This is a genomic window from Desulfonatronospira thiodismutans ASO3-1 (genome assembly GCF_000174435.1).
Classification (GTDB): Bacteria; Desulfobacterota; Desulfovibrionia; order Desulfovibrionales; family Desulfonatronovibrionaceae; genus Desulfonatronospira; species Desulfonatronospira thiodismutans.
In genome coordinates, this window is record NZ_ACJN02000001.1 from 716,547 (window position 1) to 743,274 (window position 26,728).

Here is a 26,728-nt window from a genome sequence, read left to right on the forward strand (position 1 = left end):
CTGGATGTATACTCGGGATCTGGATATTATGGCAACGCTTTACACCAGCTCACTTGATTGTGCTGATACGGAAAGAACACATACATTAAAAAAACAATTCCTGTAAAGCTTTAAAAAATAATCCCCTCTCACCTTTTAGATGAGCGGCAATTTTTTAAAGTGGAGCGGAGCTGTGTTCTTCACCGGAAAAAACTTGATAAAAAACAGGACTTGTGCTTAGGCTTTCAGTTTTAAGCGCTGACACATAATTTTATTGTAAGCATTCAGGGAGTCCTCGGTGGTGATTACTGGCACCAGGCCGGTTTCGCTGCTAAAGCCTGGTTGCAGGGCAGCCCGGAAAAATTTCTTCAATGAAAACCTGCAGGCTCTTAATGTACCACCTGAAATGACCTTCATAATCCGGAGAACTCATGAGCAAGAATTTGAACCCCATGCAGATCTATCAGCTTTTGAACCAGTCCAACTGCCGGGAATGCGGGGAACCTACCTGCATGGCCTTTGCTGCTTCAGTTTTCAAGGGACATAAACAGCTTTCTGCATGTCCTTATGTTGATAAAGAGACACTGAATAAATATTCTGACCTGGAACCGGCCCGGACAGGCACTGAAGAAAATATGCAGCAGGCCATGCATTACCTGCAGCAGAAAATCCCTGAAACTGATCTGGCAGAGGCCGCCCGGAGAACCGGTGGTATTTTTGAAAACCAAAAACTGACCCTGCAGATAATGGGCAAGAACTTCAGTGTGGACACAAAGGGTGGCCTGGACTCGGAAATACATGTCAACCCCTGGGTCAGCATACCTGTTCTTCAATACATACTGCATGGAAAAGGCAAAGAACCCACCGGCAACTGGGCTCCCTTCAAGGAACTGCCCCATGGCCGGCCCAGGGCGGGCCTTTTTGAGCAGCGCTGTGAAAAACCTCTGAAAAGGGTGGCGGATAACTATCCGGATCTTTTTTATGATATACTGGACCTGTTCGACGCTATGGAAGTGGACAAAGGCTTCAGGGCGGATGTTTCTTTTCTTCTATATCCTCTGCCCAGACTGCCCATGATCATTGCCTGGTGGTATCCGGCGGAAGACCTGGAGTCGGCTTTGCATATCTTTTTCGATGAAACAGCCAAGGACAACCTGGGGGTGGACGGTGTTTTCGCCCTGGGGACCGGGCTGGCCATGATGGTGGAAAAGCTGGCTCTGCGGCACGGAGTAAAAGGGTTCATTCCTTTATAAACACTTTTGCCAGGACAGATCATGACAGACGAATACAATACAAATGACGGTGAACAGGAGGCCTGGGCCATACTGCAGGGCCTGGATCCGCAGCTGGTAAAAAAAAGGACCCTGGCCGGGTCTGGGGCAGGTTCAAAAAGTTTCAGCCTCATGTGCCTGGGCCGCAAACTGGACATCGACCCGGCAGAGCGCGTTATAAGCACCCATTCCAGGCAGGCCCAGGTCCTGCTGCAGGACCTGGGCTGCTATACCCGGCTGTCCATTCTCAGGTACCTGGTGCACTGCCCTGATGAACCCCTGCACAATGAGTGGATCAAGCCGGCAAGCATTCCCGGAGGCAGAATATTTGACCAGGGGACCCATGTCCTGCCCCTGAATGAACCGGCCGCACTTATTCAAAAAAAAACCGGGAGCGCACAAAAGGCATGCGCCGGGCTGGGCGGCCACCTTCATGGCAACGGCGACCTGAGCATGATACTTTACCCCATGCCCCGCTTCCCGGTCCTGTTTATCTTCTGGTACGGGGACGAGGAGTTTGCACCTGTCGGCTCAATCCTCATAGATGCCCTGTGGCGGGATCACCTGCCAGTGGACATCACCTGGGCTGCAGCAAAGCTCTCTTTTGAAATGCTTTTTAACCAGTTGAAATAATACGATATGTTCAAAGATCATAATACATGTCCCGCCCCAGAGAATATGCCTCATCCAGGTATTCCGGGTAGTTCTGGACATCGTTCGCCCCGTCCAGGCCACGAAACAGCAGGCTTCCCCAGAGCTGCATATCCAGCACATCAAAGAAATATCGTACGCTTAACACTGCCCCGTCAAAAAGCCTGGCCCCCCTGGTGGCCCCTGCGGAAATAAAAAGCCCCTTGCGCTTTAGATCTTTTTTTCCGGGCTGCTCCTCATCTATCCAGTACTTGCGTACCCACATGGACTGAAAACGGTCCATGAAAGCCTTGGTATGGGCGCTTACAGAGTAGAAAAAAATTGGCGAGGCCAGAATAAGCCCCCTGGCTTGCAGTATCCGGTCCCGGACTTCCTGGAAATCATCCTCAATGGCGCATTCCCCGTCCTTTTGACATTTGTATATCTCCAGGCAGGGGGATATCTTCAGGTCCCGGAGTACATACTCCTGCACCGAGGCCCCGCTGTCCCTGGCCCCCTGCACCGCCCTGGATAAAAGTGCAGCAGTATTGCCCTTGCGCCTGGGACTGCCGTATATGGCTACTAAATCGGACATGACATTACTCCTTAAACTTTATACAGACTTATGAACTTCTGATAGTTGCAATTTCAGTTCAGTTATTTCAGTATGTTGCTGTCACACAATTTTGGATTCATAAAGGCTTTTACTCCCCTACTCCCCTACTCCCATACACCCATACGCCCTTACCTGCATACTTCCTGAGGCCTGGGAACTGACGGAAAAAGGCTGACATCAGTATGGGGAATAAACCTGGCCCCGGAAAACCTGTGCATGAATTCCTGGTTCACGTTCAGCTCGATATAGGTTACCCTTCTGGCGGCATCCATTATCCTCTGCCTGAAATCACAGTCTGTTATGGCCCGCACGGCTCCCTTCAAAGAAGTATTGCCTACCGGATGGTACACGTTCAGGGGCAGATCCGGAAGCATTCCCAGGACCACGGCCTTTTCCGGATCTATGTGTCTGCCGAAGGCCCCGGCCACGTTTATCCTGCCCAGGTCCTCAAAAGACAGGCCCACCTGCTGCAGAAGGGTGCTTAAAACCGCATACATGGCGGCCTTGGAACGGATCAGGGCATTTATATCCGACTGGCGTACCGTCACCGGCTGACCATGGCCGCTCTGCTCCCCCTGCACAACTACAAAACAGGGGTTGTGCTCGTCTTCTACAAATCTTTCTTTCATGGACTCGGGCCTGAATTTACCCCGTGTATCCAACATGCCGGCCAGGTACATCTGTGCAGCCAGATCGATAAGACCGGATCCACAGATGCCAAGAGCAGGCTCACCGCCGATGGTTGAATAATCCAGGAATTTTGAATCCGGGTCAATGCTGACCTTGTCTATGGCCCCGGGACCGGCCCGCATCCCCATCCTGGCCACACCGCCCTCCAGCGCGGGACCGGCAGCCCCGGCGCAGGCCAGGAGCCAGTCTTTGCCTCCCAGAATCACTTCGGCATTGGTGCCCACGTCAACAAGCATGCCCGGCTGGTCCTCAAGGTCCAGGTCACAGGCGACAATCCCGGCCAGAAGATCCCCCCCGAAATAACTGCCGACGCTGGGAGCAACCCAGATTGGTGCACTAGAGCAGATCTCCAGGCCCAGGTCCCTGGCCCGGAAAATATCTACAGTATTTGCAACCGGGATGTAAGGTTCCCTGCACATATGATAAGGGCTGAGCCCCAGCAGAAAATGGGTCATGGCGGTATTTCCGGCCATGCCCAGGGCCATTAGATCCCCTGAAACCATCCCGGCCCGGCCTGCCAGGTCGGCCGCCATGGCATTTATGTCCGAAACCGTGGCCCGCTGCAGTTGCGCAAGTCCTGCATTACGTTCAGCATAATGAATCCGGGTCAGGATGTCCGCACCGAACTGCCCCTGTGCATGCTCCCGGGATACCCTGGCCATCTCCTGTCCGGACAAAAGATCCACGAGACAGGCCTCCAGGTGGGTTGTTCCCAGATCCAGAGCCATTCCGGGGAGTTTTTGCGGCATCCCGGGGAAAAAACTGATAATTTCCATCCCGTTGCCCGTATCCCTTACCACAGCCGCGCCCTGGAAGCCTGCGTCCCTGAAGCTGCCGGCCACCCCGGCCATATCCGGCAATGGACAAGTGATATTCTCCTGCCCGGTTGCCTGGCGGACCGAGCGTTTCAGCCGGTCCAGATCCGCTGTATTATCTGAAAGACTGGGCTTTGAGGCACTGACCTCTACTGCCTGAACCATACTTTTCATCCTGTCCTGCTCCTGACATTAACAAAGCTTTATTCAAAAAATATGCTGACCGGGCCTCAAATTGCCAAGTTCTTTATCCAGCAACTTTTATCCTCAACTTGCTGACAATGCAAATATTGTCTATGAAAACTGTCAACCGGAAGGCAGACATTTCAAATCCAGGTATAAAGTCCCACACAAACAGAACCGTGTTTTTTTACCGCAGACCAGAAATGTTCTGCCTTTCATCTGATTGCATATTGCCGGACGGGTTTACGTGTCTGTAACATTAGATCAGATGATAATGCTTTTTCGGAGACGATATAAAAACCCCACACAAGGAGGACTAATATGGCTCTTGACCCCACCAAGCACAAAGACTGGGAAATAGCCGAGGAAGCGGAAAGCCGCATGAAGACAGTTTACGAACTGGGCGAACAGCTGGGCCTGGCTAAAGAGGAACTGCTGCCCCACGGACACTACGTGGCCAAGCTGGATTACCGCAAGATCCTGGAAAGCCGGCAGAGCAAGCCCGACGGCAAGTACGTGGACGTTACCGCCATTACCCCTACTCCTCTTGGAGAAGGAAAATCCACCTGCGCCATGGGCCTGGTTCAGGGGCTGGGCAGAAGGAACAAATCTGTAATGGGTGCCATTAGGCAGCCTTCCGGCGGACCTACGATGAATATCAAGGGTTCCGCGGCAGGTGGAGGCCTGGCCCAGTGCATCCCCTTGACCCCTTTTTCCCTGGGACTCACCGGGGACATCAACGCCATCATGAATTCTCATAATCTGGGCATGGTGGCCCTGACTTCCCGCATGCAGCATGAAAACAACTATACCGATGAAGAGCTGGCCAAACGCGGCCTCAAGCGACTGGACATTCATCCCAAAAAAGTCGAATTCAACTGGATAATCGACTTTTGCGCCCAGGCCCTGCGCAACATCACCATTGGCCAGGGGGCCAAAATGGACGGCCCCATGATGCAGTCCAGATTCGACATTGCGGTAAGCTCGGAAATCATGGCCATTTTGTCCGTGGCCAAGAACCTGGAGGACATGCGCAATAAAATCGGCAAGATCGTTGTGGCCTATGACCGCCAGGACCGCCCCCTCACCACTGCCGACCTGGAAGTGGACGGGGCCATGACCGCCTGGATGGTGGAGGCCCTGAACCCCAACCTAATGCAGACCCTGGAGGGTCAGCCCGTGGCCGTTCATGCCGGTCCATTCGCCAACATAGCCATTGGACAGAGTTCGGTCATCGCCGACCGCGTGGCCCTGAAACTGGCCGATTACAACGTCACCGAGAGCGGCTTCGGAGCCGACATCGGATTTGAAAAATTCTGGAACCTCAAGTGCCGCTATTCCAATCTCAAGCCGCACTGCGCCGTGGTGGTGGCCACCATCCGGGCCCTGAAATGCCACGGTGGAGCGCCCATTCCAGTGCCGGGACGGCCCATGCCCGAAGAATACGGCAAGGAAAACGTAGGCTGGGTGGAAGAAGGCTGCAAAAACCTCCTGCATCACATCGAGACCGTCAAAAAGGCCGGCATCAACCCTGTGGTCTGCATCAACGCCTTTTACACGGACACGGATAACGAAATCAAGGCTGTGCGCCGCCTGTGCGAAGAGGCCGGAGCCAGGGTGGCCGTATCCAAACACTGGCAGTACGGCGGGGACGGAGCCCTGGAATTTGCCGATGCAGTCACTGATGCCTGTGAAGAGAAAAACGAATTCCGCTTCCTGTACGACCTGGAAACCCCTCTGGAAAAACGCATCGAGCTCATTGCCAGGGAGGTCTATGGAGCAGACGGTGTAAGCTTCGGGCCGGACGCCCAGGCCAAGCTCAAACGCATGGAAAAAGATCCGGACATGAAGGACATGGGAACCTGCATGGTCAAAACCCACCTGTCCCTGTCCCATGAACCCTCTCTCAAGGGCGTGCCCAAAAACTGGACCCTTCCGGTACGCGACATCCTGACCTACAAGGGTGCGGGATTCGTGGTTCCTGTAGCCGGCACCATCAGTCTCATGCCCGGCACAGGCTCCGATCCGGCCTATCGCCGCATCGACGTGGATACGGAAACAGGCAAGGTAAAAGGACTGTTCTAAGTCCGCTTTAACCCAATATTAAAGACTTCAAAAGGGAGCAGGCCACTGCTCCCTTTTTCTCTCACCATCAAAACTTTTATCCCCGAAACTTCCATTCATGCTTGCCCTTCTTCCGGTAATGGGTTAATTTCGCCGTCAGTAGAAATTCTTGCGGCAAAGCCGTATCCATTCGGAGGCTTGAAATGGAGCTTAAAAAAAGCCTGGCAATATGTGCAGCTGCTTTATTTTTCATATTATCTATCACCCCTTCCAGCGCCGGAATACAGCAGGAAAGGCAGGATTTTCTTGATGCTGAAAAAGCCCTGCAGGAAAACCGCCTGGATGAATTCCAGTCCCTGAGCGCCGGGCTGATAGACTATCCCCTCTATCCATACTTAGTTTTTGAAGAACTGCGGGAGAACATCTCCATTTCCCGCGAATCCGATATTCTTGCTTTTCTAAGAGATTATCAACAAACTCCCCTGGCTTCACAGCTGCGTTCCAGGTGGCTGGATCACCTTGCAGGGAACCAGGAATGGTCCAGGCTGGCCAGGGATTTCCAGGCAGGCTCATCCCGGGAAAAAACAAAGTGCTCATACGGAAGAGCTCTTCTGGAGACAGGGCAAAAGGACGCAGCCTTTGAACACGCCGAAAAAATGTGGCTGCATGGCAGATCCAGGCCTGATGAGTGCGATCCCTTGTTTAATGCCTGGCGAGATGAAGACAGGCTGACCCCGGAACTTGTCCGGGAGCGCATCGCCCTTTCCATTGATCAGGGCCAGCTCGGACTGGCAAGATACCTTGGAAGGTACCTGCCAGAACAGGACAAGCCCTGGCTTGATCTCTGGCTGGATATTGCCCGCGATCCTTCACTTACACCAGATCAGGACTGGTCCCAAGCAGCCGGCACCCCCCAAGGGAAAATCCTTGTTTACGGCATGAAGAAACTTGTGCGCAAGGATACACCGGATGCAGCTGACGACTGGGACCATATCCTGGAAAAAAACCAGCTCGACCGTAAAGACTTTCCGGAAGTAGAGCAGGACATCGCCCTTTACCTGGCCCTTAGACGCCATGACCAGGCTCTGCAGCGTTTCCAGGATCTCCCCGACGATCTCAAGACCCCCAGGCTTCGCGAATGGCATGTGCGCACAGCGCTTTACGAACAGAAATACAGTGAAGTGCTGGATGCCTGGGACAATCTTTCCAGCTCCCAGAAATCATCTCCAAGGTGGCAGTACTGGAGAGCCAGGGCCCTTGAGGAGCAGGGACTTGTCCAGCAGGCTTCGGGTATCTATCTTGGCCTGCTTGGCAGGCAGAACTATTTTTCATTGCTGGCTGCAGACAGGCTGGGCCAGGCCTATTCCCTGAACCATTCCCCATTGGACCCCCATCCTGAAAAGATTGATGACCTTAAAAGCGCCCCAGGAATTCAGAGGTCCTTGGAACTGTATTACCTGGACCGTGAAATCCAGGCCCGCCGGGAATGGATGCATGCCCTGCAGGGCAAAGACCGGGAAATGATGGCAGCGGCTGCAGTCCTGGCCCGGAGTATCGGCTGGCACGACCGGGCCATTCAGGCTGCTGCAGGTGCAAGACAGTTTGAAGACCTTGCCCTCAGGTTTCCCCTGTCCTACCATGACCTGATAGCCGAGCATGCAGGCAGCAGGGCACTGGACCCTGCCTGGGTCCTGGCTCTGGCCAGACAGGAAAGCATGTTCATGCCGGACGTACGTTCTCCTGCCGGGGCCATCGGCCTGATGCAGATCATGCCCGCCACGGGCAGGACTATCGCTGCCAGGCTCCAGGAGTCCCTGAATAATCCCCACCGCCTTACTGATCCCGCCACCAGCGTGCGCTACGGTGTTTTTTACCTGGATCTGCGGCTGCAGGAACTTCAGCAGAACCCTGTCCTGGCTACCGCCGCATACAATGCAGGGGCCCACCGGGTCAAAAGATGGCTGCCCAAATCCCAGAACATACCCGCGGATATCTGGGTGGAAAGCATTCCCTTCAATGAAACCAGGGATTACGTGGAGAGAGTCAAGACCTACACCACCATCTACCAGATCCGCATGGGCATGGAACCCACCAGAGTGTATCAGAGGATGCCGGCCGTCCTGCCGGGACACCTGGCCGCGGAACAGGTTGCCGGAGCAGAGTAGCCCTGAGACACGGTTTCACCTTGATTTGACCGGGACCAAAACCGTTCTTGATAAAATCACCGAAGCGCATTAGATTGTTGTTCTTCTTACGAAAGAGGTTCGCGAGTTTCGCATACTAAAGCAGGAGCACAATCCATGTTCGGAAGACAGTTTTCTTACACTTCAACCCATGACTGGCCTCATATAAAATCATGGCTGACCCTCAGAATGCAGCCGGACATGTCCGTAGAAGGCAAAGTCCGGGAGGTCATGAACAAAATCAGCAAGTCTGGAGACGAGGCCCTGGTGGAATATACCAGGCTTTTCGACTGCGAAGATTTCAGTCTTGAGAACCTGCGGGTCACACAAACGGAAATCCAGGACTCAATGTCCATGATTCCAGGCAATGACCTGAAAATCATCCGCACAGCGGCTGAAAAAATCAGGAACTATCACCTCAAGCAGACCAGGAACTCCTGGTTCACCACTGACCCTGACGGTGCTTTTCTAGGGCAGATGGTCACTCCCTTGCCCAGGGCCGGCCTTTATGTCCCAGGGGGACAGGGCGGGGATACTCCGCTTATTTCCAGTCTGCTCATGAACGCCATCCCGGCCCAGGTGGCCGGTGTGGAATCCATCTGCATGGTGTCCCCGCCGCGCAAGGACAAAACTCTCAATCCCTATCTCCTTGCCACTGCACACCTTCTGGGGCTCGATGAAATCTACAAATGCGGCTCGGCCTGGGCTGTTGCAGCCCTGGCTTACGGTACTCCGGAAATACCCGCCGTGGATATGATAGCCGGACCGGGCAACATATTTGTGACCACCGCCAAAAAGCTGCTCATGGGCCAGGTGGGCATCGACATGATTGCCGGACCCAGCGAACTGGCGGTTCTGGCGGATTCCAGCGCCAGACCGGATTACATTGCCGCTGACCTTCTATCCCAGGCCGAACACGATCCCCTGGCCGGGACCTATCTGGTGACTGATGATGCAGACCTGATTGAAAAAGTGGCCCATGAGCTGGAAAACCAGCTCCTGAGTCTGCCCCGTGCGGATAACGCCCGCAAGGCCCTCAAGGACTGGGGAGGATCATTTGAGGTCCCGGACATGCAGACAGGGATGGAACTGGTCAACCGCATTGCTCCGGAGCACTTTGAACTCTGCCTGCAGGACCCCTGGCCCATGCTGGCCAGGGTCAAAAACGCCGGGGCAGTATTTCTGGGGCATACCAGCCCGGAGCCTGTGGGGGACTACTTCGCCGGCCCCAACCACGTACTGCCCACCCTGGGAACAGCCAGGTTCTCCCAGGCATTGTCAGTTGAAAACTTTCAGAAAAACATAAGCATCCTGGCCACAGACAAAAGTTATCTGCAGCAGCACGCTTCCGGTATCGCCCGCCTGGCCAGGATGGAAAACCTGGAGGCACATGCCCGCAGCGTAGAAATAAGACTTAAAGGAGAGTAAAGAACATGCAAGTGGTAACTCAGACCAGCATCACTGAATTTCCATTGATTTCACGGGGCAAGGTCCGTGATATTTACGAACTGGATCCGGACACCCTGCTCATTGTGACCACTGACCGTATGAGCGCCTTTGATGTGGTCATGTCTCAGCCCATTCCCTACAAGGGAGCCGTGCTCAACCAGATCACGCTGTTCTGGATGGATATGTTCAAGGACCTGGTGGACAATCATCTTATAAGCTCAAATGTAGAAGATTTTCCAGAACCTCTAAAACCTTACAGTGAAGAACTGCGTGGACGCTCGGTCATGGTCAGAAGGGCCGCCCCTTTGCCCATTGAATGCATTGTCCGGGGCTATATCACCGGCTCCGGGTGGAAAGATTACCAGCGCACCGGCCAGGTCTGCGGCTATACCCTGCCTCAGGGACTGGTGGAATCCCAGAAGCTGGAAGAACCCCTTTTTACTCCTTCCACCAAGGCCGAGGCCGGAGCACACGACGAAAACATAGACATGAAACAGGCCGGGGAAAAAATCGGCCAGGAAATGCTGCAACAGGTGCAGGAGCTTTCTTTATCCATTTACGGCCAGGCCAGGGAATATGCCGAAAAAAAGGGTATTCTCATCGCAGACACCAAGTTTGAATTCGGCACCAGGGATGGACGCATCATGCTCATTGATGAAGTCCTCACCCCTGACTCCTCCCGTTTCTGGCCCGCGGACACGTATAAGCCCGGACAGGGACAGTCCAGTTTTGACAAGCAGTATCTGCGGGACTGGCTGGAACGCTCCGGATGGAATAAAAACCCGCCCCCTCCGGATCTTCCGGAAGAAATCATCAATGAAACCACAAAGAAATATCTGCTGGCATACAAATTACTAACCGGAAAAGACCTGATGCAGGGAGGGACATATGCTGCTTAAAGATAAAAAGGCTGTCATCTTCGGAGTGGCCAACAACAAAAGCATCGCTTACGGCATCGCGGAACAGTTCAAGGAGCATGGAGCATCCCTGGCCTTCAACTACGTCGGGGAATCTCTAAAAAAAAGAGTTGCTCCCATAAGCGAAGAACTGGGCGGTGAGTTTATCTTCGACTGCGATGTCACCGATGATGAACAGATCAGGGCGGCAGCCGAAACAGTCCGGGAAAAATGGGGCCAGGTGGACATCCTGGTACATTCTGTGGCCTTTGCGCACCGGGATGACCTGCAGGGCAGATTCATCGACACCTCCAGGGAAGGATTCAGGCTGGCCATGGATGTCTCGGCTTATTCCCTTCCGGCCATCTGCCATGCCTTCGAGCCCCTCATGAATCCCGGGTCCTCGGTTATGACCATGACCTATTACGGCTCAGTAAAAACCGTGACCAACTATAATGTCATGGGAGTGGCCAAGGCCGCCCTTGAGGCCTCCATGCGCTACCTGGCGGTTGACCTTGGTCCCAAAGGAGTCCGGGTAAACGCCATCAGCGCCGGTCCCATAAAGACCCTGGCTTCCTCCGGAATCTCCGGGTTCAAGACCATCTTGAGCACCATCGAGGAAAAAGCGCCCCTGCAGCGCAATGTGACCCAGACAGACGTGGGCAAATCCGCTGTATACCTGGCCTCTGACCTGTCTACCGGCACTACAGGGGAGGTTTTGTTTGTAGACTCCGGATACAATATAGTCGGTGTTTAGTTGACTCAACGTGTATCATGGTTACAATGACAAATAACCTACCTGTCAGGTACTAAAACCTGCTGGTACACTAAAAACCTGCGAGGTCAACAATGGAATCCATTCTGGTTCTTATTTTAGTAGTGGTGGCCATGATATTTTTACTCAAGGTCGTTTTGCCCAGTTGCGGCTTTCAGGGCGGCTGAAGCCCGGGCAGTTCCAGAGGCCGTGAGCCTGAAAAAGACATGGACCCGGACAATCCTGGAAAACCAGGAGATGAAAAATAAACCTAAACCCTTTTTCAAACGTTGATATACTGTGCGTCTTTTTCCACACCGCGCACATAATCAGCGCGCTGCATTGAGCATGGGGACGGTTCCGCACCTGCATCCAGGCCTGCATTTTCCAGCTGCAGGCAACATTCATGCAGGCAGTTTCGGGGCTGTTCCCTGCTTTTGAGATCATCCCCGGACTTGCTTCAAATCTAATGGCCCAGCTTATTCCCGTCCAAAATCAGGATTTATCCGCCTGATCCTGTCTTCAATGGGAGGGTGGGTGGCAAACAGGCTTTCAAACTTGCTTACAGCCTCTGTAAAAAACATGTGGCTGGCCTGTTCTGCATTGGGGTTGTTCAGGTGGTTTTTGTTTTTTGTCCTGGACATATCCCGGATTTTTATCAAGGCCCCCTCCATGGCCTGAGGCATGCGGGTAAACTGCACTGCCGATGCATCAGCCAGGTATTCTCTCTGCCTGGAAATGGCCGCCTTTATAATATTGCCCAGGAGCATGCCCACGACTCCGGCCATGATAAGCCCTGCCCCGAGAATCAAGATTACAATCAAGGCCCTTGGATCCGTCCTGGACCTGTTGCCGGAAATCATGGAACCATAAAAAGCTTTGCGGATGACGAAGCTGCCCATGTAGGTAAGGATCAGCAGGCCGAATATGATGCCCATGAGCTTTATGTTCAGGTACATATCCCCGTTCTGGATATGGCTTATTTCGTGACCCACCACCGCCTGGAGTTCAGAACGGCTCAGGCGCTCCATGGCCCCGGAAGTAAGACCGATTACAGCGTCATCCTCATGCCACCCCGCTGCAAAAGCGTTTATGGAATCTTCTCCATCCATCACGTACAGCTTGGGTATTTTTGTCAGGCCGGAGGCTATGGACATTTCATGCACCACATTCAGGGCCTTTTGCTCGTTGCTATTCCGGGTTTGCGGGGAAACCAGCCTGGCATTAAGTATGTCAGCTACAACGCTGCCGCCTTTGCTTAACCTGGAAACCTGGAAAAGAGTGCCTCCCACGATAACTAAAGCCACTACTCCCCCAAGTACTACCATCTCTGTCCGGTAAATGTTCATGGCCATCCAGGCTTGCTCAACCGTACCATAACTAAAAATAAAATACCCGAAAATAAACAGATAAATTATGGCAAGTACACCTATGGTACCAAGTATAAATAAAAACACTAAATACCTGCTGGTCCTGATGGCCTGCTCTTTGTGCTTGAAAAAATCCATATTGTCCTTTGCAGCAAAATAATTTTGCGTTCAGTGATAATACTTTTGCCCTGCTGGAATACAACCGGACTCAAAAGTTCAGGAAAATGAGACTTTGGGGACTTCTTTTATCTCCTCTCTGTCGAATTCCAGAAAAGAAGCTTTTTTAAAACCCATGGCAGGGGCAAAAACAGCCTGCGGCATGGACTGCTTGTATGTATTGTAGGCCATAACCGCATCATTGTATGCCTGCCTGGCAAAGGAGATTTTGTTCTCGGTGCTGGTCAGTTCTTCCGAAAGCTGCATCATATTTTGGTTGGCCTTGAGGTCGGGATAATTTTCGGCCAAGGCGAACAACCTGCCCAGTGACCCGGAAAGAAGCCCCTCAGCACCGGACAGCTTCTGCATAAGGTCCGGCTCACCCGGATCCGAGCTTGCCTGCTTCGAAGCTTCAAGGGCCTGGTTGCGGGCCTTGATAACGTTTTCCAGGGTTTCGCGCTCATGCTGCATGTATGACCGGGCAGTCTCCACTAAGTTTGGTATAAGGTCGTACCTGCGCTTAAGCTGGACATCTATCTGGGAAAAGGCATTCTGGTAGCGGTTCTTGAGCTTGATCAGGTGGTTGTAAGTCCGGAACATATAAAAAATAAAAAAGGCCAGGAGCAAAACCGGGACAATCCATGCGATACTGGACATATTCTCTCCTTTTAATGCGATGACTGTATTACTTAGTTGACATGGCAAACGATTTACCGACAAAAAAGAGATAGCAGGTTGGGCTGAAGCAGGCAAGACCTATCTGCCGTAAGCATTCAGGGGATCCTCGATGGTGACTAATGGCACAAGGCCAGGGGACTGTCCCCCGCTAAGTAATAATTATGCAACTTCACAAAATTTTGCGTCTGTACTTTGTGTATTTGTGCAGGACAAGTGTCGCGGGGACTGTCCTCCTGGCCGGTACCTGCCCCCCCTGAATGGTTACACTTAAACAGTCCCGCTACGGTACACTTACAACCTGGCTATCCGGCAGATTTCCGGAGTCTAGTAAAAAACTGTCATAATCAGCTTGTGATTTTTTATGTAAAGTGATACAGGAATTCCAGTGATAGATTTTTGTGGCTTTTAAACTATCAAATCAACGGAGGAGGAGGCAATGAAAACAGTCAGTTTTTTGTTTGCACTGATGCTGTGCGGTATGCTGATTTTTGGTTTTATGGGATGTAACGCAGAGCGTTCAGCCGCACCTACAGACAGCCCTGCACCTGTCAAGCCGGCTCCTGAACTTCCAGAGCCAGTTGATCCCCAGTCTTGAGCCAGCTGGTTGTCAGCTTTATGCATCACTTACTGGGGCAGGGCATGTGTCAGGTACAACTTTCCCCGGAAGAGAAATGGTAACCATTCAGGGGTTCCTCGGTATTGATTGCTGGCCGATTCCGTTCCCCCTGAATGGTTACAATTAACCTGTCAACGACAATCATTTGTTCCTCAAGGGACTGGCTCTCCCCGCACTTATTTTTAAAAATCAGCAAAACTTCCTTCAGATAAACAAGTGCGGGGATACCTGTCCCTGATGTAACAAGCAAACCACTTTATTAGTGTCGCTGCAGGTTGAATCCACATAAGGATCACCCCTTTATTTGAGTGGATAAACAGTATTATAAGAAAAATGGAGATGATTTACTATTGACTATATCGTACGATTCGATTATATGATTTCTTCTTAACGCAATGGTTTATGAGCAAATGTTCATAGTCGATTCTGTTGTAAAACGGGAAAACTTTAGGAAAATACAATCGCTCAACCATGCGGATAAATCAAGTGGAGAGGTGTCCGAGTTGGCCGAAGGAGCACGATTGGAAATCGTGTGTACCCTAGCGGGTACCGAGGGTTCGAATCCCTCCCTCTCCGCCATCAAGTCAATAATTTCAAGCCCTTACAGCCAAGAATCTCACTCATCTCCCATCTAATACAATTATTATTAACAAGCAACACCAAACCAGCACCAGTGGAGGCATCATGAAAATCAACATCGATAACAACCTGGTGGAATTAGCTCCTGAAAACACTGATGAAGCCCAGGACCTGGAAAAACTGTGGAAGTTGATTGTGGACTGTGTGCGTGAGAACAAAAAGCTCAATCCTGTTGGTGAATACCACCCGCAGAAAAACAGCCAGGCCCGTTTTCACATCGAAGACATCCCAGCCCCCGAACCCCGGAAAACTCAATGGTCAACCAGCAAGGCCTCTGAAGATAATACCTTCTACTGTTCTATATGCAACAAGTATATTCACATAGTTAAAGACCAGGAAATACCTCTGTGCTGCGGACGGGAAATGGAGCCCATTGAATAATCGAGGGATTCAGGAAGTCCCTTTAACCAAAGGGCTCCCTGTCGTAGACAGGGGTTTCAATGGGGCTCCATGCTTCTTATCCGCCGCGTGGACTCCAGCCCGTCCATGACCGGCATGTGAATATCCATAAGAATTACAGTCGAATTCCTGGTGTGCAAGCATTGTCAAAACCTGCTCGCCTTTTTTGGCCAGGCTTACGAGAAAATTCTGGTCTGGATTATTTATACCGGCGTATACAAATATCCCCCGACCTTATTCTGTATACCTTGCAGAACCTTTTCCAGATCTTCTTTCTGTACGGGCTTGGCCAGATAACCATTCATACCGGCCTGAAAAAATACCTCTCTGTCCCCTTCCATGGCATGAGCGGTCATGGCGATTATAGGTACATCTCTTCTGGCTCCCAGTTCCCGGGAAGTACGAATGGCCCTGGCAGCCTCCAGACCGTCCATAAAGGGCATGCGTATATCCATAAGGATGCAGTCGAATTCATGTTGTTGCAAAAGCTCCAAAGCCTGAGAGCCATCCTCGGCAATCATCACTTTATGCCCCAGGTATTCAAGAAGTCTGCCGGCAAACAACTGGTTGGTAGGTTCGTCCTCGGCCACGAGAATACGCAAGGGTTTACCGGCACCTTTATGGTTTTGCAGGGCATCATCCTGGTCTGCTTCAGGAGCAGCAGGAACCTTTAACGGCAGAAATATGTAAAATGCTGTTCCTTCGCCCGGTGCACTATCCACAGAAATAGTTCCGTGCATCAGATCCACCAGCCTGCTTACTATTGAGAGACCAAGGCCTGCCCCTTCATGCCTGCGGGTGCTGGAGCCGTCCTCCTGGACAAATGGCTGAAAAAGGTCATCCAGTTTTTCCGGTGCTATCCCAGAACCGGTATCAGTCACCGTGATGAGCACCTGATGCCTGTCCAACCCCCGTTTCTGAAGGGTCCAGTTTATCCTTACCCTGCCCTCCCTGGTAAACTTAAGTGAATTGCCCACCAGGTTAAAAAGTATCTGCTGCAGCCGGGTCTCATCCCCCATGAGCCTGGAGGGCAGGGATGGATCCAGGGTATATTCCAGTTCAATACCCTTTTCACCGGCCTGAATCCTGAACAGCTCGCATACTGATCTGCAAAGCTCCTGGACATTAAACTCCTCCTCCAAAATAACCATCCGACCGGCCTCGACCCTGGAAAGATCCAGGATATCCGAAAGCAGTCGCGTCAATCTGCTGGCTGATGACAGGGCCAGGTCGACGTATTCCTTTTGGTTGCTGTCCAGCCTGGTGGTCTGCAGAAGCTGCATCATGCCAGTAATGCCGTTCAATGGCGTTCGTATCTCATGGCTCATGTTGGCCAGAAACTCACTCTTGGCCCTGTTGGCGGTTTCAGCTTTATCCCTGGCCGCTTCCAGCTGGCTGGATTTTTCTTCCAGCTCGCCGGTCCTCTCCCTGACCCTGTCCTCCAGCTCCCTGGTATGGCTTTTGATCTTCCGGGCCATACCGGAAAAGGCCCGGGTCAGACCTCCTACCTCATCAGACCCGGCAGGAGGCAGGTCAACATCATACTCCCCACGGGCCAGGGCATCGGCAGAATTATGCAGCTTATTCAAAGGACGCAGCACTATTCTCTCCACCCCATAAGCAAACATAAAAAGCAAAAGCACCAGCATGACAGCCAGAACAGCCACAGCCTTGCTCAACCAGGCACCTTCCACCACCTGTGCCGACTGCAGATCCACGGCAGTGACCACATGCCAGCTCAATTCAGGAATCCAGGCAAGTGATATGAGCTGTTTTCTACCATCCAGGTCGGCCCAGAAAGTCTGAACCTGAGCGGGATTTTCCCGGGCCATCTGCATGGCCTGATTCAGTCTTTGAACGTACCCCGGTGTGGAGAAATGGCTCTGTAGAAAAGACTGATGCCTCTCAGGACGCAGCTGCGCATCAATCTCTGCACCTGAACCATAGGCTATGAGGCTATGGTCCGGATGGGCCTGGATAAGACCTGCCGAGTCCAGAATAACAGGAGTTACCCCGGGTTCATCCACCGCAATGAACTCCTGGAGAAAGCCGGATAGATCAAGGCCAGTGCCGGCCATGCCAATCTTTTGTTCACCATTCCATACTGGCACATTTATCCAGACCTTGACTTCATCCAGGTGCACATCCGGATTTACATTGATATTGTAGGTGCCGAACTCCATTGCACTGAAAAACCAGGAATCGTCAGGATTTTCAGGGTCCAGATAATAGCGGGGCTCCTGGCTTTTTTCCTTGTCGGGACCGTTGTAGTAGTAAGCCAGGGTTTCCCGGTTGACTAAAAAATAGCTGCTGTCCTGAAAAACATCCTGGTATCCCTGTGCTTCCTGAAAAAAGATGGACCTTTTGTTTTCCGAAAGAGGATCCTGCAGCCACTGCCTCAACAGGACTGAGTCTGCAAAGCGCTGGGCCAGGGCCAGCTCTTTGCTTACAGGCTCCTTAATCTCCTGGGCCTTGAGCAGGGTAAAGTTTTCTGTGTAGGCCCGCCCGAAATAGTTCTTGCCGCTCTCCAAGACCTGCCAACCAATGAGGATGGTCGGCACCAGGGCCACCAGACAGGCTGCAACCAGAGCAAGAAGGAATTTTTTGCGGAGGGTAAGCTTGAATATATTCATTTTTTTAGTTCAGCTGGACAAGCACATTACGCTGCAACAGCTGCATTCAATCTGCTTTAGATTTGTTCGGGACCTGTTCATAACTGCATGGAAAAAGGCCTTGGGCAGGAAGTGAACCTACAGCCCGAAGTTTTAAGTAACATGGAAGGTTTTAAAATTGCAAGCACTCTTAGGGAAGGTGCCAGGATGGATTTGTCACTCACCAAAAAATACAATGACTATTGCCCTTAATAGCAAAGGGCGTTTTTTACCCATTTTCGGTCAAACCTGATCTGGGTAAAAAAGCCAATGTCATCCTGCCTGCCCGGAATACTGCCGGATCCATTTTTCCAGCTCCTGCCGGTGGATGAGATCCAGCACTTGAAGTTCATCTTTTTCATACCTGATCATAAGCCGGTGATAAAGTCCGATGCGCACCCTGTAAACCGAGGAAAGCCGCTCCAGCCTTTTACTCTGGCGCAGGGTGTCCCTGTGGTGCGAGGCAAATCCTGCTGCGGCCCGCAGGGCTTTGGCTACAATGCCTGCCGGCAGATTCTCGCAGCTTTTTCTGAACTGTTCGGTATATACAGGAATAAACACTTTGTTGACCGCCAGGCCATCTTCCTGGGCCGGTTCCTGCTCAACATCTTCAGACTTTTCCTTGTCCTGCCCGGCCTGATCCTGAGTTTTGTACTTTTCCTTCTGCTTGGACTCAAGCTGGCTGCGCAACCTGCTGCGCTCATTCTGCTGCTCTTTGATTTCCATTTTCAAACGCTCAATACGCCGCTTTAAATGAGCAACATCGGCCTGCTCCCCGGTCCGGTCCTGACTTTGAGCCTGCTCTGCACCGCCGGTCTTTTTGAGTCTGTTTTCCTTTTCCAGCCTCTCGCTCAGATTTTCAAGTTCACGTTCCTTGTCCCGCAATTCCCGCTCCTGCCTGAGAGCATCACGGCGTCCTTCTGAGATTTGTTGTTTAAGCTCCTGGATCTCCCTGTCTTTGGCCTCGAGATCAACATCCTGCTCAAACTTATCCATGGACCATTCCAGATAATCTTCAACAGGGTCATCCAGGGGATCAAGGTCCAGATCCGCTCTGGAACTGCGAAGAACATTCATTAAGAATTTACTATCCAGAAAAGAGCCCCTTTCATCCAGCAAAGCTGAACGAATGAAGATTATGCTCAGGGCGGGAAACAGTTTTTCAAAGCAAAAAGCAAAGTCCACAGGATTATAATTGAAAAAATCGTCCTGGTTGCTGAGAACATTTTGACAGTACTTTTCCATCTCCATAAACAGATCTTTGTTTTCCAGGAGAAACATGTGAAAATCTCTGCAGGCATAGTCTGGTTCATCTTCCGGTAAATGGCTGCGAATCAATTTAGACAACTCAAGATTGCCGTCATCCAGGGCTTCTTGCTCAAGGTCATGCATACGCTCAAGGGCAAACTGCTCCTTTTCCGGTCTGCCCTTGAGCTCCAAAAGCATATTGTAGCCTGTTTCAAGCAGGCCGAAAGAGACGGCCTTCCGGTATGCAGCTAACAACTGCCTGGGGTTGAGTTTTTCAGGATCAACCTTTTTCAGCTGGTATGCCCGCATATTGTCAATAACGCCGGTGTCTTCCACCAGATCCGGCGAAGCCATCACTTGAGACATGGTCAAGCCGGCATAGGGGGATGCATCATGAAGAAGCTCCTCGTCCTTTTCCAGGCAGCATTTTTTATATTTTTTGCCGCTGCCGCAATGACATGGTGCATTTCTGCTGATTTTGGCCACAGGCCGGCGGACTGTTTGAGATCTGCCGATGTAGCTGGGAGCTCTGGACCTGGGCAGTTCTTCATGAATGTCTTTTTCCACCAGAATTGGCAGAGATTTGCTCAGCCAGTCATTGTCCTGCAGCATGTTCAAGGCTGCCTGAATATAAACCCTGGTCTCGGGAAGCAGTAAGCCGTGCTGCATTTTTGTCAGAACCTTTTTTACTTCCTGATTCCTGGTGCCCGACCTGATACTTAACTCTGCCGCAAGTACAGCGGCCAGCACATTTCTCTGACTGGAAATATCCCTGGCTGTGGCAAGGTCAAGCAATGGTCCTATAGATTCTTCATCCTGGTCCCGAAAGGGATAAATAAAATCATCCAGGTTATCCACAACTTTCAGTGACTGACACAGTACCTGGGGGTCAAAACGCATTCTTTCCCAGGCAACGGCATTGAGCATAATGCCCAGGGCCTTATCTTCGCCATCATAAATCAGCTTCTGCATGAGATCTGTTAGATCCTGAGATGGCATCTGAGCCAGGTCCCTGGCCAGTTCTGAAACTGAAGGCGCACAACGATCAGTTTTACGCAGCCTTTCTATCAGCTTTCCATTAATCATAATCTGCTTGAGAGTTAAAAGTTATGAGTTGATTGCTACCAGACGTCCCTCCGGGGTCAGCAGGTCGACCACTGCCGTTTTTGGGTTCAGATTCAGCCGTAACTCTACAGGGGGGAGATTTGCCAATTTGCCTGTCTGCCAGGCGGGTAATGCCTTGCTGGGGATCTTTTATTCTTCAAAACCGTGTGTGCGGAGCACCCGTGTGCCCGCTAAAATTCCGCAGGACAGCAAAGCGTATTTTAGTCGGGTGTACGACTGAAGGCTTCCCGTGCCAAAGAAGATTTTTTTGGCACCCCAGTTTAATGCCCTGCGGGCTAGCTCGTTGAGCTATTCAACGGGGCAGGCTGGCAACTTCGTTGCACACCCCGGTGAAACCCGCTGCGCTGACCCAGCACTCACTTTTCCATTTGTTTGCTTGTGATGAAACCGAAATTATTAAAGTGAGTGCTGGGTGTTTCACGGGGCGAGCGGGCGGCTCTGCCGCTCACGGCTGGGGAGTACGCCTCAAGCCTATTCCCGGTGGCGATTGCTGGCTCCCCCTGAATGGCTACATTCAGCCTAAGCCAGAAGCAGCTTCGAAGCAAGAGCTGCATGTAAGGCGCTTAGCACAGATTTCAAGCATGTTGGCAACTTTTTCTGACACCCTGCCCCTCTGGATTAGACGTAACCATTCAGGGGGCAGATACCGGCCAGGGGACAGTCCCCGCGACACTTTTACTGCACAACTGAAAAGTACAGACGCAAAATTTTGTGAAGCATCATAATCATCACTTAGCGGGGACAGTCCCCTGGCCTTGTGCCATCAGCCACCACCGAGGTCCCCCTGAATGGTTACGATTAGACTATGCGCACGGCGTAAACTCCCCTCCCATGGAAGAAAGTATGGCGGTATGGGGGTATCCATGTGTGGGTGTAAAGATGTTTTGACTCCCATACTCCCATACGCCCTTACTCCCATACTTCTTAAGGCCGGGGGTGGTTATAACCGACCTTTTCATTATCTCTCCCCTCCTTAGCCAAGGAGGGGCCGGGGGTGGTTGTATGAGCTCCCTTCCTTTTTCAAATGATGCCCCGAATGGGCCTCTTTTTCTGTGCAGGATCGCCGGAAAAAACCCAGTACTTTTTGCAGACGCATCAGACTTGACTGGAGAAATAAAAACATTCAGATTTATTAGACCAGAACCTTGACAAGTATACAAAAAAGGAGAAGCTTATGGATGTTATTGAGGCCATTATGAACCGGAGAAGTATTCGCAAATATAAAGACAAGCCGGTCACTGATGAACAGATAAAAACCATCCTTGAAGCTGCCATGGTGGCCCCCAGCGCAGGCAATGCTCAACCCTGGCACTTTATTATCTGCCGGGACAAGGAAACCCAGTCCAAAGTCAAGGAAATCAACCCCTATGCTGCAATGGCTGATAAAGCCCCGCTGGGCATTCTTGTCTGTGCTGATTTGAGTCTGGAAAAATTCCCCGGGTACTGGGTCCAGGACTGTTCAGCGGCCACCCAGAATATTCTTTTGGCTGCTCACAGCCTTGGGCTTGGTTCAGTATGGACAGGGATTCATCCTATCAAGGAAAGAGAGGAGGGTTTCCAGAAACTGTTCAATCTTCCAGACCAGGTAATTCCCCTGGCCTATGTCGTCATCGGGTACCCCGACCAGGACCACAAGACACCCAGCAGATACAAACCTGAAAGAATACACTACGACAAGTGGTGATTTTTCCAGCACAAGCGTACCATACCCGGCTAAAAAAGCTGAGTGCAATGGGACTTGTCCCTGCAAACGTAACCATTAACGGCCCTGGGGACAGTCCCCGCGACACCTTTCCTGCAGAATACAAAAAGTTCAGACGCTAAATTTTGCCAAGCTGCATAATCATTACTTAGTGGGGGACAGTCCCCAGGGCCTTGTGCCGGGAACTACCACCGAGGACTCCCATGAATGCCTTCATTTACCTGAGTCTTTTCATGTGCACGCTGTGTTCCATGCTGGAACGCGCCTCGTTTCCCCGGTATGTTCCCACTACAGGCATGATGTTTTCCAGGTCCGGTGCTGCTGCCAGGGCTACGTGGCGGTCCGCCACTGCCAGACCATGGGATGGATCATAGCCGCGCCAGCCCGCCCCGGGAAGATAAACCTCGGCCCAGGCATGCAGCTCTGCCTCCAGAATGTCTTCATCTCCTTCCTGGTATCCGCTAACAAACCTCGAGGCTATTCCCAGCTGCCTGCAAAACTCCACAAACAGTGCAGAGAGGTCTCTGCAGCACCCCTGCCTGGTTTCTAAAAGCCTGGATGGGGGTATAATCCCTGTGTCCCATCGCTGCTCCAGCTTGACATGCTCGAAGATCCAGTTAGTCAGTTGAGACAGAAGGCTTACCACATGGTTTTCATCTCTTTTGCAGGTGTCTGGGTCAAACCAGGAAAAGAAATTGTCGAGCCGAGAAAACCGGGGGGTGAGACAGGATTTAAGGTCGGTTTTCTCCTGGTGGTTTAGACCTGGGGGAATGCCTTGACTGGAGCCCGGCAAGACAAAATCAAAGGGGTTTGTGCGCAGCGTCTGTACTTTGGAAGTACTTTTTATCTGCATTATGGAATGAAAGCCTTCAAACCAGGCCAGTACAAAGGAGTTCCCCCAAACGTCCAGCCCAGTGGAGTAACCCGTGGGCAGAGGGTCTATGCTGATACTGTGCTTCAGCACCTTTTGCCCGGGATCATTGCGGGGATAAAGTCTTAAATAGTGGGGCTCAAAAAAGACTCCCCTGTTAAAATGGTAAACAGTGGTGTTGGTTATGGAATAGATCAATTCTGTCTACCATCCGGGGGCTCTATTGGACTGCGTTTTTCAGGATTTACTTTAGTCAGCCTGGCAGCTATGTCTTCCACCCATTCCGAGGGTAGTTCGTGAACTAAGGACCTCAGCTTTTCCTGCCACCAGGTGGAAATCTCGGACAGTTCATCCTTTTCGTAGCGGTGAGTGACCATGTTTCCGGCATTCCGGTAGTAAAGGATGACATCTACAGGAAAGTCGACATCAGAAGCGCTTATCCTGGTGGAATCGAAGGCCAGGCAGCCCACTTTTAAGGCAAAAGAGAGATCGTCTGTATATTTAAGAGTCCTGTCCAGAACCGGCTTGCCATATCCGCTTTCGCCTATTATGTGATACGGGGTGCCCGGAGTTATTATCACCCAGTTTCCTTCGGGGTAAACAAGGAAAAGCTGATGCGCGGCATCGTTTTTCAGCTGTCCCCCTACAAGCATGTGCATGTTGAAGGAAAGCCCGTTCTGCTTCAGGAAGGCACCGTCCTCTTCAGCCACAACCCTTATGTGCCTGGATATAGCATTTACCGCCTTATAAATCCGGTCAAAAGGCTCCTCCCTTTGCCCCAGTTCTTCATCGAAATAGATTATCACCTTGTCCCGGATGGATCGCAGCCCGGAACTCATGATGAAAAAAGCCCCATTGCCGTTTCCAAAATTGTAACAAGTAATCTTGGGGGCGCTGGTCAGTTCTTTGCCCGAGGTGATCCTGGTATCAGCAATCCCCACGAGTCCCTGTTCTACTGCTATACCCAGACAGAAAGTCATGCAATACACTCCTTTTTATGTAAATCAGCCACCGGCATTAATCTGCTCCTGAACAACCTCCTGCTGAACACCAGGCCATAAAGAGAAAAAAGTGTCAAACACTGCTGTGTCCAGCCTGTTCATCTTCATTTGCAGCTCCTCGGTGAATTCATGCAGCCCCTGATCAAATATATCCTGTATGGTTTTGTATGAGAGACTGGAACAGATCTGCCCCAGGTATCTCTCCGCGGAAGTGGTAAATCGCCCCAGGTTGTTGCCGGTAAGGTCGTGCAGGCATGACTGGGCCTGGGACAGACAGTACAGGATGGAGCGGGGAAATACCCGGTCCAGTATGAGAAACTCAGCTACTTTTTCCGGCACTATTCTGCCGTAATCGTGCCTGAAGGCCTGAAATCCGCTGACAGCCTTAAGCAGAGCCCCCCACTGAATATAATCCAGCGTGGACCCCACATGGTTGATGCTGGGCAGAAGCATGAAGTATTTTACGTCAAGAATCCGTGATGTTTTATCCGCTCTTTCCAGTAAGGCTCCCAGACGAAAAAAACGCCATGGCTCATTATGGGACATGGTTTCCCAGGCGATGCCGCCTATGGTCAGGCTCCTCCACTTTACATCCGCGCAGAAGCTGTTGGGCATCATTTGAATTGTTTCCGGGCGTTCACAGGCATGCTGGACCTGATGATACAGTACATTAATGGCCTCCCACATGTCAGCCGGCAGAATATCCCTGACAAAAATGGCATTTTGCCTGGCTGCCCTGGCGCAGGACAGTATGGAGTTGGGATTGACCGGATCCGCGGTCAGAAAATAAATGCAGCCCTCTTTGCTCTCTTCCTGATACCTGGCCTGGAAATCCTTGTAGTCCCCCGTGGTAACCACCAGGGGCATCCACTGGTCAAGGTACTGGTCCTGGACATCCAGGGTCAAATGCCAGTTGACATCCAGAAATCTGGCTATGTTTCCGGCCCGTTCCAGGTACCTGCTCATCCAGTATACTGCATCCGCTGCTCGGCTCAGCATAAGACAAAAACCTCCTATTCACACAGTACCCATGTGTCTTTGCTGCCCCCACCCTGGGAAGAGTTGACCACAAGGGAGTTTTCTTTCAGTGCCACCCTGGTCAGCCCGGGCACAACCTGGATATCCTGACCATAAAGTATGTATGGCCTGAGATCCACATGCCTGCCTTCAAAACGGTCGTTGACTATCACCGGGGACCGGGAAAGGGAAATCACTGGCTGGGCTATATAATTGCGTGGGCTCTGCTGTATCCTGGCTGCAAAATTCTCCCTTTCTTCCCGGCTGGAGTCCGGCCCCACCAGCATGCCATACCCCCCGGACTCGTTGGCGGGCTTGACCACAAAATGCTGAAGACTGGAAAGGACATGATGCATCTGTCCGGGTTCCCGGCAGAGATATGTGGGGACATTGGGTATAACCGGATCCTCATCCAGGTAATATTTTATTATCTCCGGTACATAGGAATAAACCACCTTGTCATCTGCTACACCTGTTCCAGGGGCATTGGCTATGGCCACCTGGAAATTGCGGTAGGCCTCCATTATCCCAGGAACACCCAGCAGGGAATCCCCGCGGAAACAAAGCGGATCCAGGAATTCATCATCTATGCGGCGGTAAATGACATCTACACGGACCAGTCCATGGGTTGTGCGCATGTGCACATAACCGTCCAGCATCACCAGGTCCGCACCCTCCACCAGAGCCATTCCCGCCTGCTGAGCCAGGTAGGAATGCTCGTAAAAGGCAGCGTTGTAAATTCCCGGGGTGAGCAGGGCCACATTGGGTACATGGTCACTTGCCGGGGCTATGGAATAGAGCATATCCAGCAAGAGCGAGGGATAATTCTCCACCGGCCGGACCCGGGATTCACTGAAGGCCGCTGGAAGGATATTTTTCATAACCTGACGATTGGCCAGGACGTAGGATACCCCCGAAGGGGTTCGCAAGTTGTCTTCCAGGACCATAAAAATTCCGTTTTGGTCCCGGATGAGATCAGTACCGGATATATGACACCATACACCCTGGGGCGGCTTGAGGCCCAGGCACTTAGGATTATAGCCCGCAGAGGTCTCTATCACCTCCCGGGGAATTATTTTATCCCGGATAATTTTCTGTTCATTGTAGATGTCGTCTAAAAAGAGGTTCAGGGCATAAATTCTCTGCTTGAGCCCCTGCTCCAGCGCTGCCCATTCCCGGGCTTCTATGATTCTTGGAACCATATCAAAGGGGATTATTCTTTCTGAACCCTGTCCCTCACCGTAAACCGCAAAGGTTATGCCCTGATCAAAAAAGGACTGTTTCGCAGCAGCCTGCATGGCCTGGATCTCCTGGAAGGAAAGAGACTCCAGTTTGTCCAGCAGGACCCTGCATCCCGGCCTGGGCCTCTGGAACGACTCGAACATCTCGTCATAATAAGGCCCCGGGTCATAATTGCGGAAGTTTTGTTCCAAAGCAGTCAACATAGACAGCCCCTTCTGATTGCTTCAGGTTCAACTTTAAGGGTTTCCCCTTGCGGACAGCTTTACCGTAACCATTCAGGAGGCACTCAGTTGTAGTTCCTGAATGGTTACTCTTTACCCAGGTACAAAAATGTCAAACCGGATAACAAGCTGCAACCACAGGAACAAGAACGTCTGTAAGGCGCTTTGTTGTCCGGGTTGCTGAAATCTTCAAACCTTAAACATGATTTGCCCCCGTATGTTACCAAGCATCTACTGGACCAGATTACAGATGTGCAACAAA

At 51.6% G+C, this 26,728-nt stretch carries 20 protein-coding genes and 1 tRNA gene; 11 read left to right on the forward strand and 10 right to left on the reverse strand.

Annotation, left to right across the window (positions count from 1 at the left end):
• The first annotated feature begins 410 nt into the window (after window positions 1–410).
• Both DTHIO_RS03315 and DTHIO_RS03320 read left to right on the forward strand, forming a co-directional pair.
• Window positions 411–1,232 carry a DUF3786 domain-containing protein gene (locus tag DTHIO_RS03315; protein ID WP_008868936.1) on the forward strand — a complete coding sequence of 274 codons (822 nt, stop codon included), beginning with the start codon at window positions 411–413 and terminating at the stop codon, window positions 1,230–1,232.
• A 21-nt stretch (window positions 1,233–1,253) separates the two neighbouring features.
• The gene (locus DTHIO_RS03320; RefSeq protein ID WP_008868937.1) at window positions 1,254–1,883 is read left to right on the forward strand and encodes a DUF3786 domain-containing protein; all 630 of its coding nucleotides are present in this window, start codon (window positions 1,254–1,256) and stop codon (window positions 1,881–1,883) included.
• A 10-nt stretch (window positions 1,884–1,893) separates the two neighbouring features.
• Here the strand turns inward: DTHIO_RS03320 and DTHIO_RS03325 are convergent, their stop codons facing one another.
• The gene (locus DTHIO_RS03325) at window positions 1,894–2,475 is read right to left on the reverse strand and encodes a flavodoxin family protein (RefSeq protein WP_008868938.1); all 582 of its coding nucleotides are present in this window, start codon (window positions 2,473–2,475) and stop codon (window positions 1,894–1,896) included.
• 149 nt (window positions 2,476–2,624) lie between these two features.
• On the reverse strand, window positions 2,625–4,175 hold the full coding sequence (locus tag DTHIO_RS03330) for an ASKHA domain-containing protein (protein ID WP_008868939.1): 1,551 nt from the start codon (window positions 4,173–4,175) through the stop codon (window positions 2,625–2,627).
• Between the two features lie 330 nt (window positions 4,176–4,505).
• Here DTHIO_RS03330 and DTHIO_RS03335 point away from each other — a divergent pair, with 330 nt between their 5' ends.
• The 5 genes from DTHIO_RS03335 to DTHIO_RS03355 all read left to right on the forward strand — a co-directional run bounded on the left by DTHIO_RS03335 (window position 4,506) and on the right by DTHIO_RS03355 (window position 11,533).
• Window positions 4,506–6,269 (forward strand): formate--tetrahydrofolate ligase, encoded by a 1,764-nt coding sequence (locus tag DTHIO_RS03335; RefSeq protein ID WP_008868940.1) that lies wholly within the window; start codon window positions 4,506–4,508, stop codon window positions 6,267–6,269.
• Between the two features lie 182 nt (window positions 6,270–6,451).
• Window positions 6,452–8,413, forward strand: a complete 1,962-nt coding sequence (locus tag DTHIO_RS03340; protein WP_008868941.1) for a transglycosylase SLT domain-containing protein — start codon at window positions 6,452–6,454, stop codon at window positions 8,411–8,413.
• Between the two features lie 135 nt (window positions 8,414–8,548).
• Window positions 8,549–9,859 carry a histidinol dehydrogenase gene (hisD, locus tag DTHIO_RS03345; RefSeq protein WP_008868942.1) on the forward strand — a complete coding sequence of 437 codons (1,311 nt, stop codon included), beginning with the start codon at window positions 8,549–8,551 and terminating at the stop codon, window positions 9,857–9,859.
• 5 nt (window positions 9,860–9,864) lie between these two features.
• Window positions 9,865–10,779, forward strand: coding sequence for a phosphoribosylaminoimidazolesuccinocarboxamide synthase (locus DTHIO_RS03350; protein ID WP_008868943.1), 915 nt, complete (start codon window positions 9,865–9,867; stop codon window positions 10,777–10,779).
• Window positions 10,769–11,533, forward strand: a complete 765-nt coding sequence (locus DTHIO_RS03355; RefSeq protein WP_008868944.1) for an enoyl-ACP reductase FabI — start codon at window positions 10,769–10,771, stop codon at window positions 11,531–11,533. Before DTHIO_RS03350 ends, DTHIO_RS03355 begins: the two co-directional genes overlap by 11 nt.
• 476 nt (window positions 11,534–12,009) lie before the next feature.
• Here DTHIO_RS03355 and DTHIO_RS03365 read toward each other — a convergent pair whose 3' ends face one another.
• Both DTHIO_RS03365 and DTHIO_RS03370 read right to left on the reverse strand, forming a co-directional pair.
• The gene (locus tag DTHIO_RS03365; protein WP_008868946.1) at window positions 12,010–13,038 is read right to left on the reverse strand and encodes a M48 family metallopeptidase; all 1,029 of its coding nucleotides are present in this window, start codon (window positions 13,036–13,038) and stop codon (window positions 12,010–12,012) included.
• A gap of 78 nt (window positions 13,039–13,116) precedes the next feature.
• Window positions 13,117–13,713, reverse strand: a complete 597-nt coding sequence (locus DTHIO_RS03370) for a LemA family protein (RefSeq protein ID WP_008868947.1) — start codon at window positions 13,711–13,713, stop codon at window positions 13,117–13,119.
• Window positions 13,714–14,170: 457 nt separating this feature from the next.
• On the opposite strand from DTHIO_RS03370, the gene DTHIO_RS21340 reads away from it, so the two are divergent.
• From DTHIO_RS21340 to DTHIO_RS03380, 3 genes are all read left to right on the forward strand, one after another.
• Window positions 14,171–14,329, forward strand: a complete 159-nt coding sequence (locus DTHIO_RS21340; protein ID WP_008868948.1) for a hypothetical protein — start codon at window positions 14,171–14,173, stop codon at window positions 14,327–14,329.
• A 509-nt stretch (window positions 14,330–14,838) separates the two neighbouring features.
• Window positions 14,839–14,929: transfer RNA gene (locus DTHIO_RS03375), tRNA-Ser, on the forward strand.
• Window positions 14,930–15,034: 105 nt separating this feature from the next.
• Window positions 15,035–15,370 carry a hypothetical protein gene (locus DTHIO_RS03380; RefSeq protein WP_008868949.1) on the forward strand — a complete coding sequence of 112 codons (336 nt, stop codon included), beginning with the start codon at window positions 15,035–15,037 and terminating at the stop codon, window positions 15,368–15,370.
• A 221-nt stretch (window positions 15,371–15,591) separates the two neighbouring features.
• Here the strand turns inward: DTHIO_RS03380 and DTHIO_RS19470 are convergent, their stop codons facing one another.
• Both DTHIO_RS19470 and DTHIO_RS03395 read right to left on the reverse strand, forming a co-directional pair.
• On the reverse strand, window positions 15,592–18,021 hold the full coding sequence (locus DTHIO_RS19470; protein WP_008868950.1) for an ATP-binding protein: 2,430 nt from the start codon (window positions 18,019–18,021) through the stop codon (window positions 15,592–15,594).
• A 291-nt stretch (window positions 18,022–18,312) separates the two neighbouring features.
• Complete coding sequence (locus DTHIO_RS03395) at window positions 18,313–20,373, reverse strand: SEC-C metal-binding domain-containing protein (protein ID WP_008868951.1); 2,061 nt, start codon at window positions 20,371–20,373, stop codon at window positions 18,313–18,315.
• A 1,213-nt stretch (window positions 20,374–21,586) separates the two neighbouring features.
• On the opposite strand from DTHIO_RS03395, the gene DTHIO_RS03400 reads away from it, so the two are divergent.
• Window positions 21,587–22,096: a nitroreductase family protein gene (locus DTHIO_RS03400; RefSeq protein WP_008868952.1), complete on the forward strand. Its 510-nt coding sequence runs from the start codon at window positions 21,587–21,589 to the stop codon at window positions 22,094–22,096.
• Between the two features lie 235 nt (window positions 22,097–22,331).
• Here the strand turns inward: DTHIO_RS03400 and DTHIO_RS03405 are convergent, their stop codons facing one another.
• Genes DTHIO_RS03405 through DTHIO_RS03420 form a run of 4 tightly spaced genes read right to left on the reverse strand, consistent with a single transcriptional unit; the run spans window position 22,332 to window position 26,436 of the window.
• Window positions 22,332–23,183 (reverse strand): transglutaminase family protein, encoded by an 852-nt coding sequence (locus DTHIO_RS03405; protein ID WP_008868953.1) that lies wholly within the window; start codon window positions 23,181–23,183, stop codon window positions 22,332–22,334.
• Window positions 23,180–23,965, reverse strand: a complete 786-nt coding sequence (locus DTHIO_RS03410; RefSeq protein WP_008868954.1) for a proteasome-type protease — start codon at window positions 23,963–23,965, stop codon at window positions 23,180–23,182. The genes DTHIO_RS03405 and DTHIO_RS03410 overlap by 4 nt, the downstream gene beginning before the upstream one ends.
• A gap of 24 nt (window positions 23,966–23,989) precedes the next feature.
• Window positions 23,990–24,985: an alpha-E domain-containing protein gene (locus tag DTHIO_RS03415; RefSeq protein WP_008868955.1), complete on the reverse strand. Its 996-nt coding sequence runs from the start codon at window positions 24,983–24,985 to the stop codon at window positions 23,990–23,992.
• A 14-nt stretch (window positions 24,986–24,999) separates the two neighbouring features.
• Complete coding sequence (locus DTHIO_RS03420) at window positions 25,000–26,436, reverse strand: circularly permuted type 2 ATP-grasp protein (RefSeq protein WP_244156301.1); 1,437 nt, start codon at window positions 26,434–26,436, stop codon at window positions 25,000–25,002.
• Window positions 26,437–26,728 lie beyond the last annotated feature (292 nt).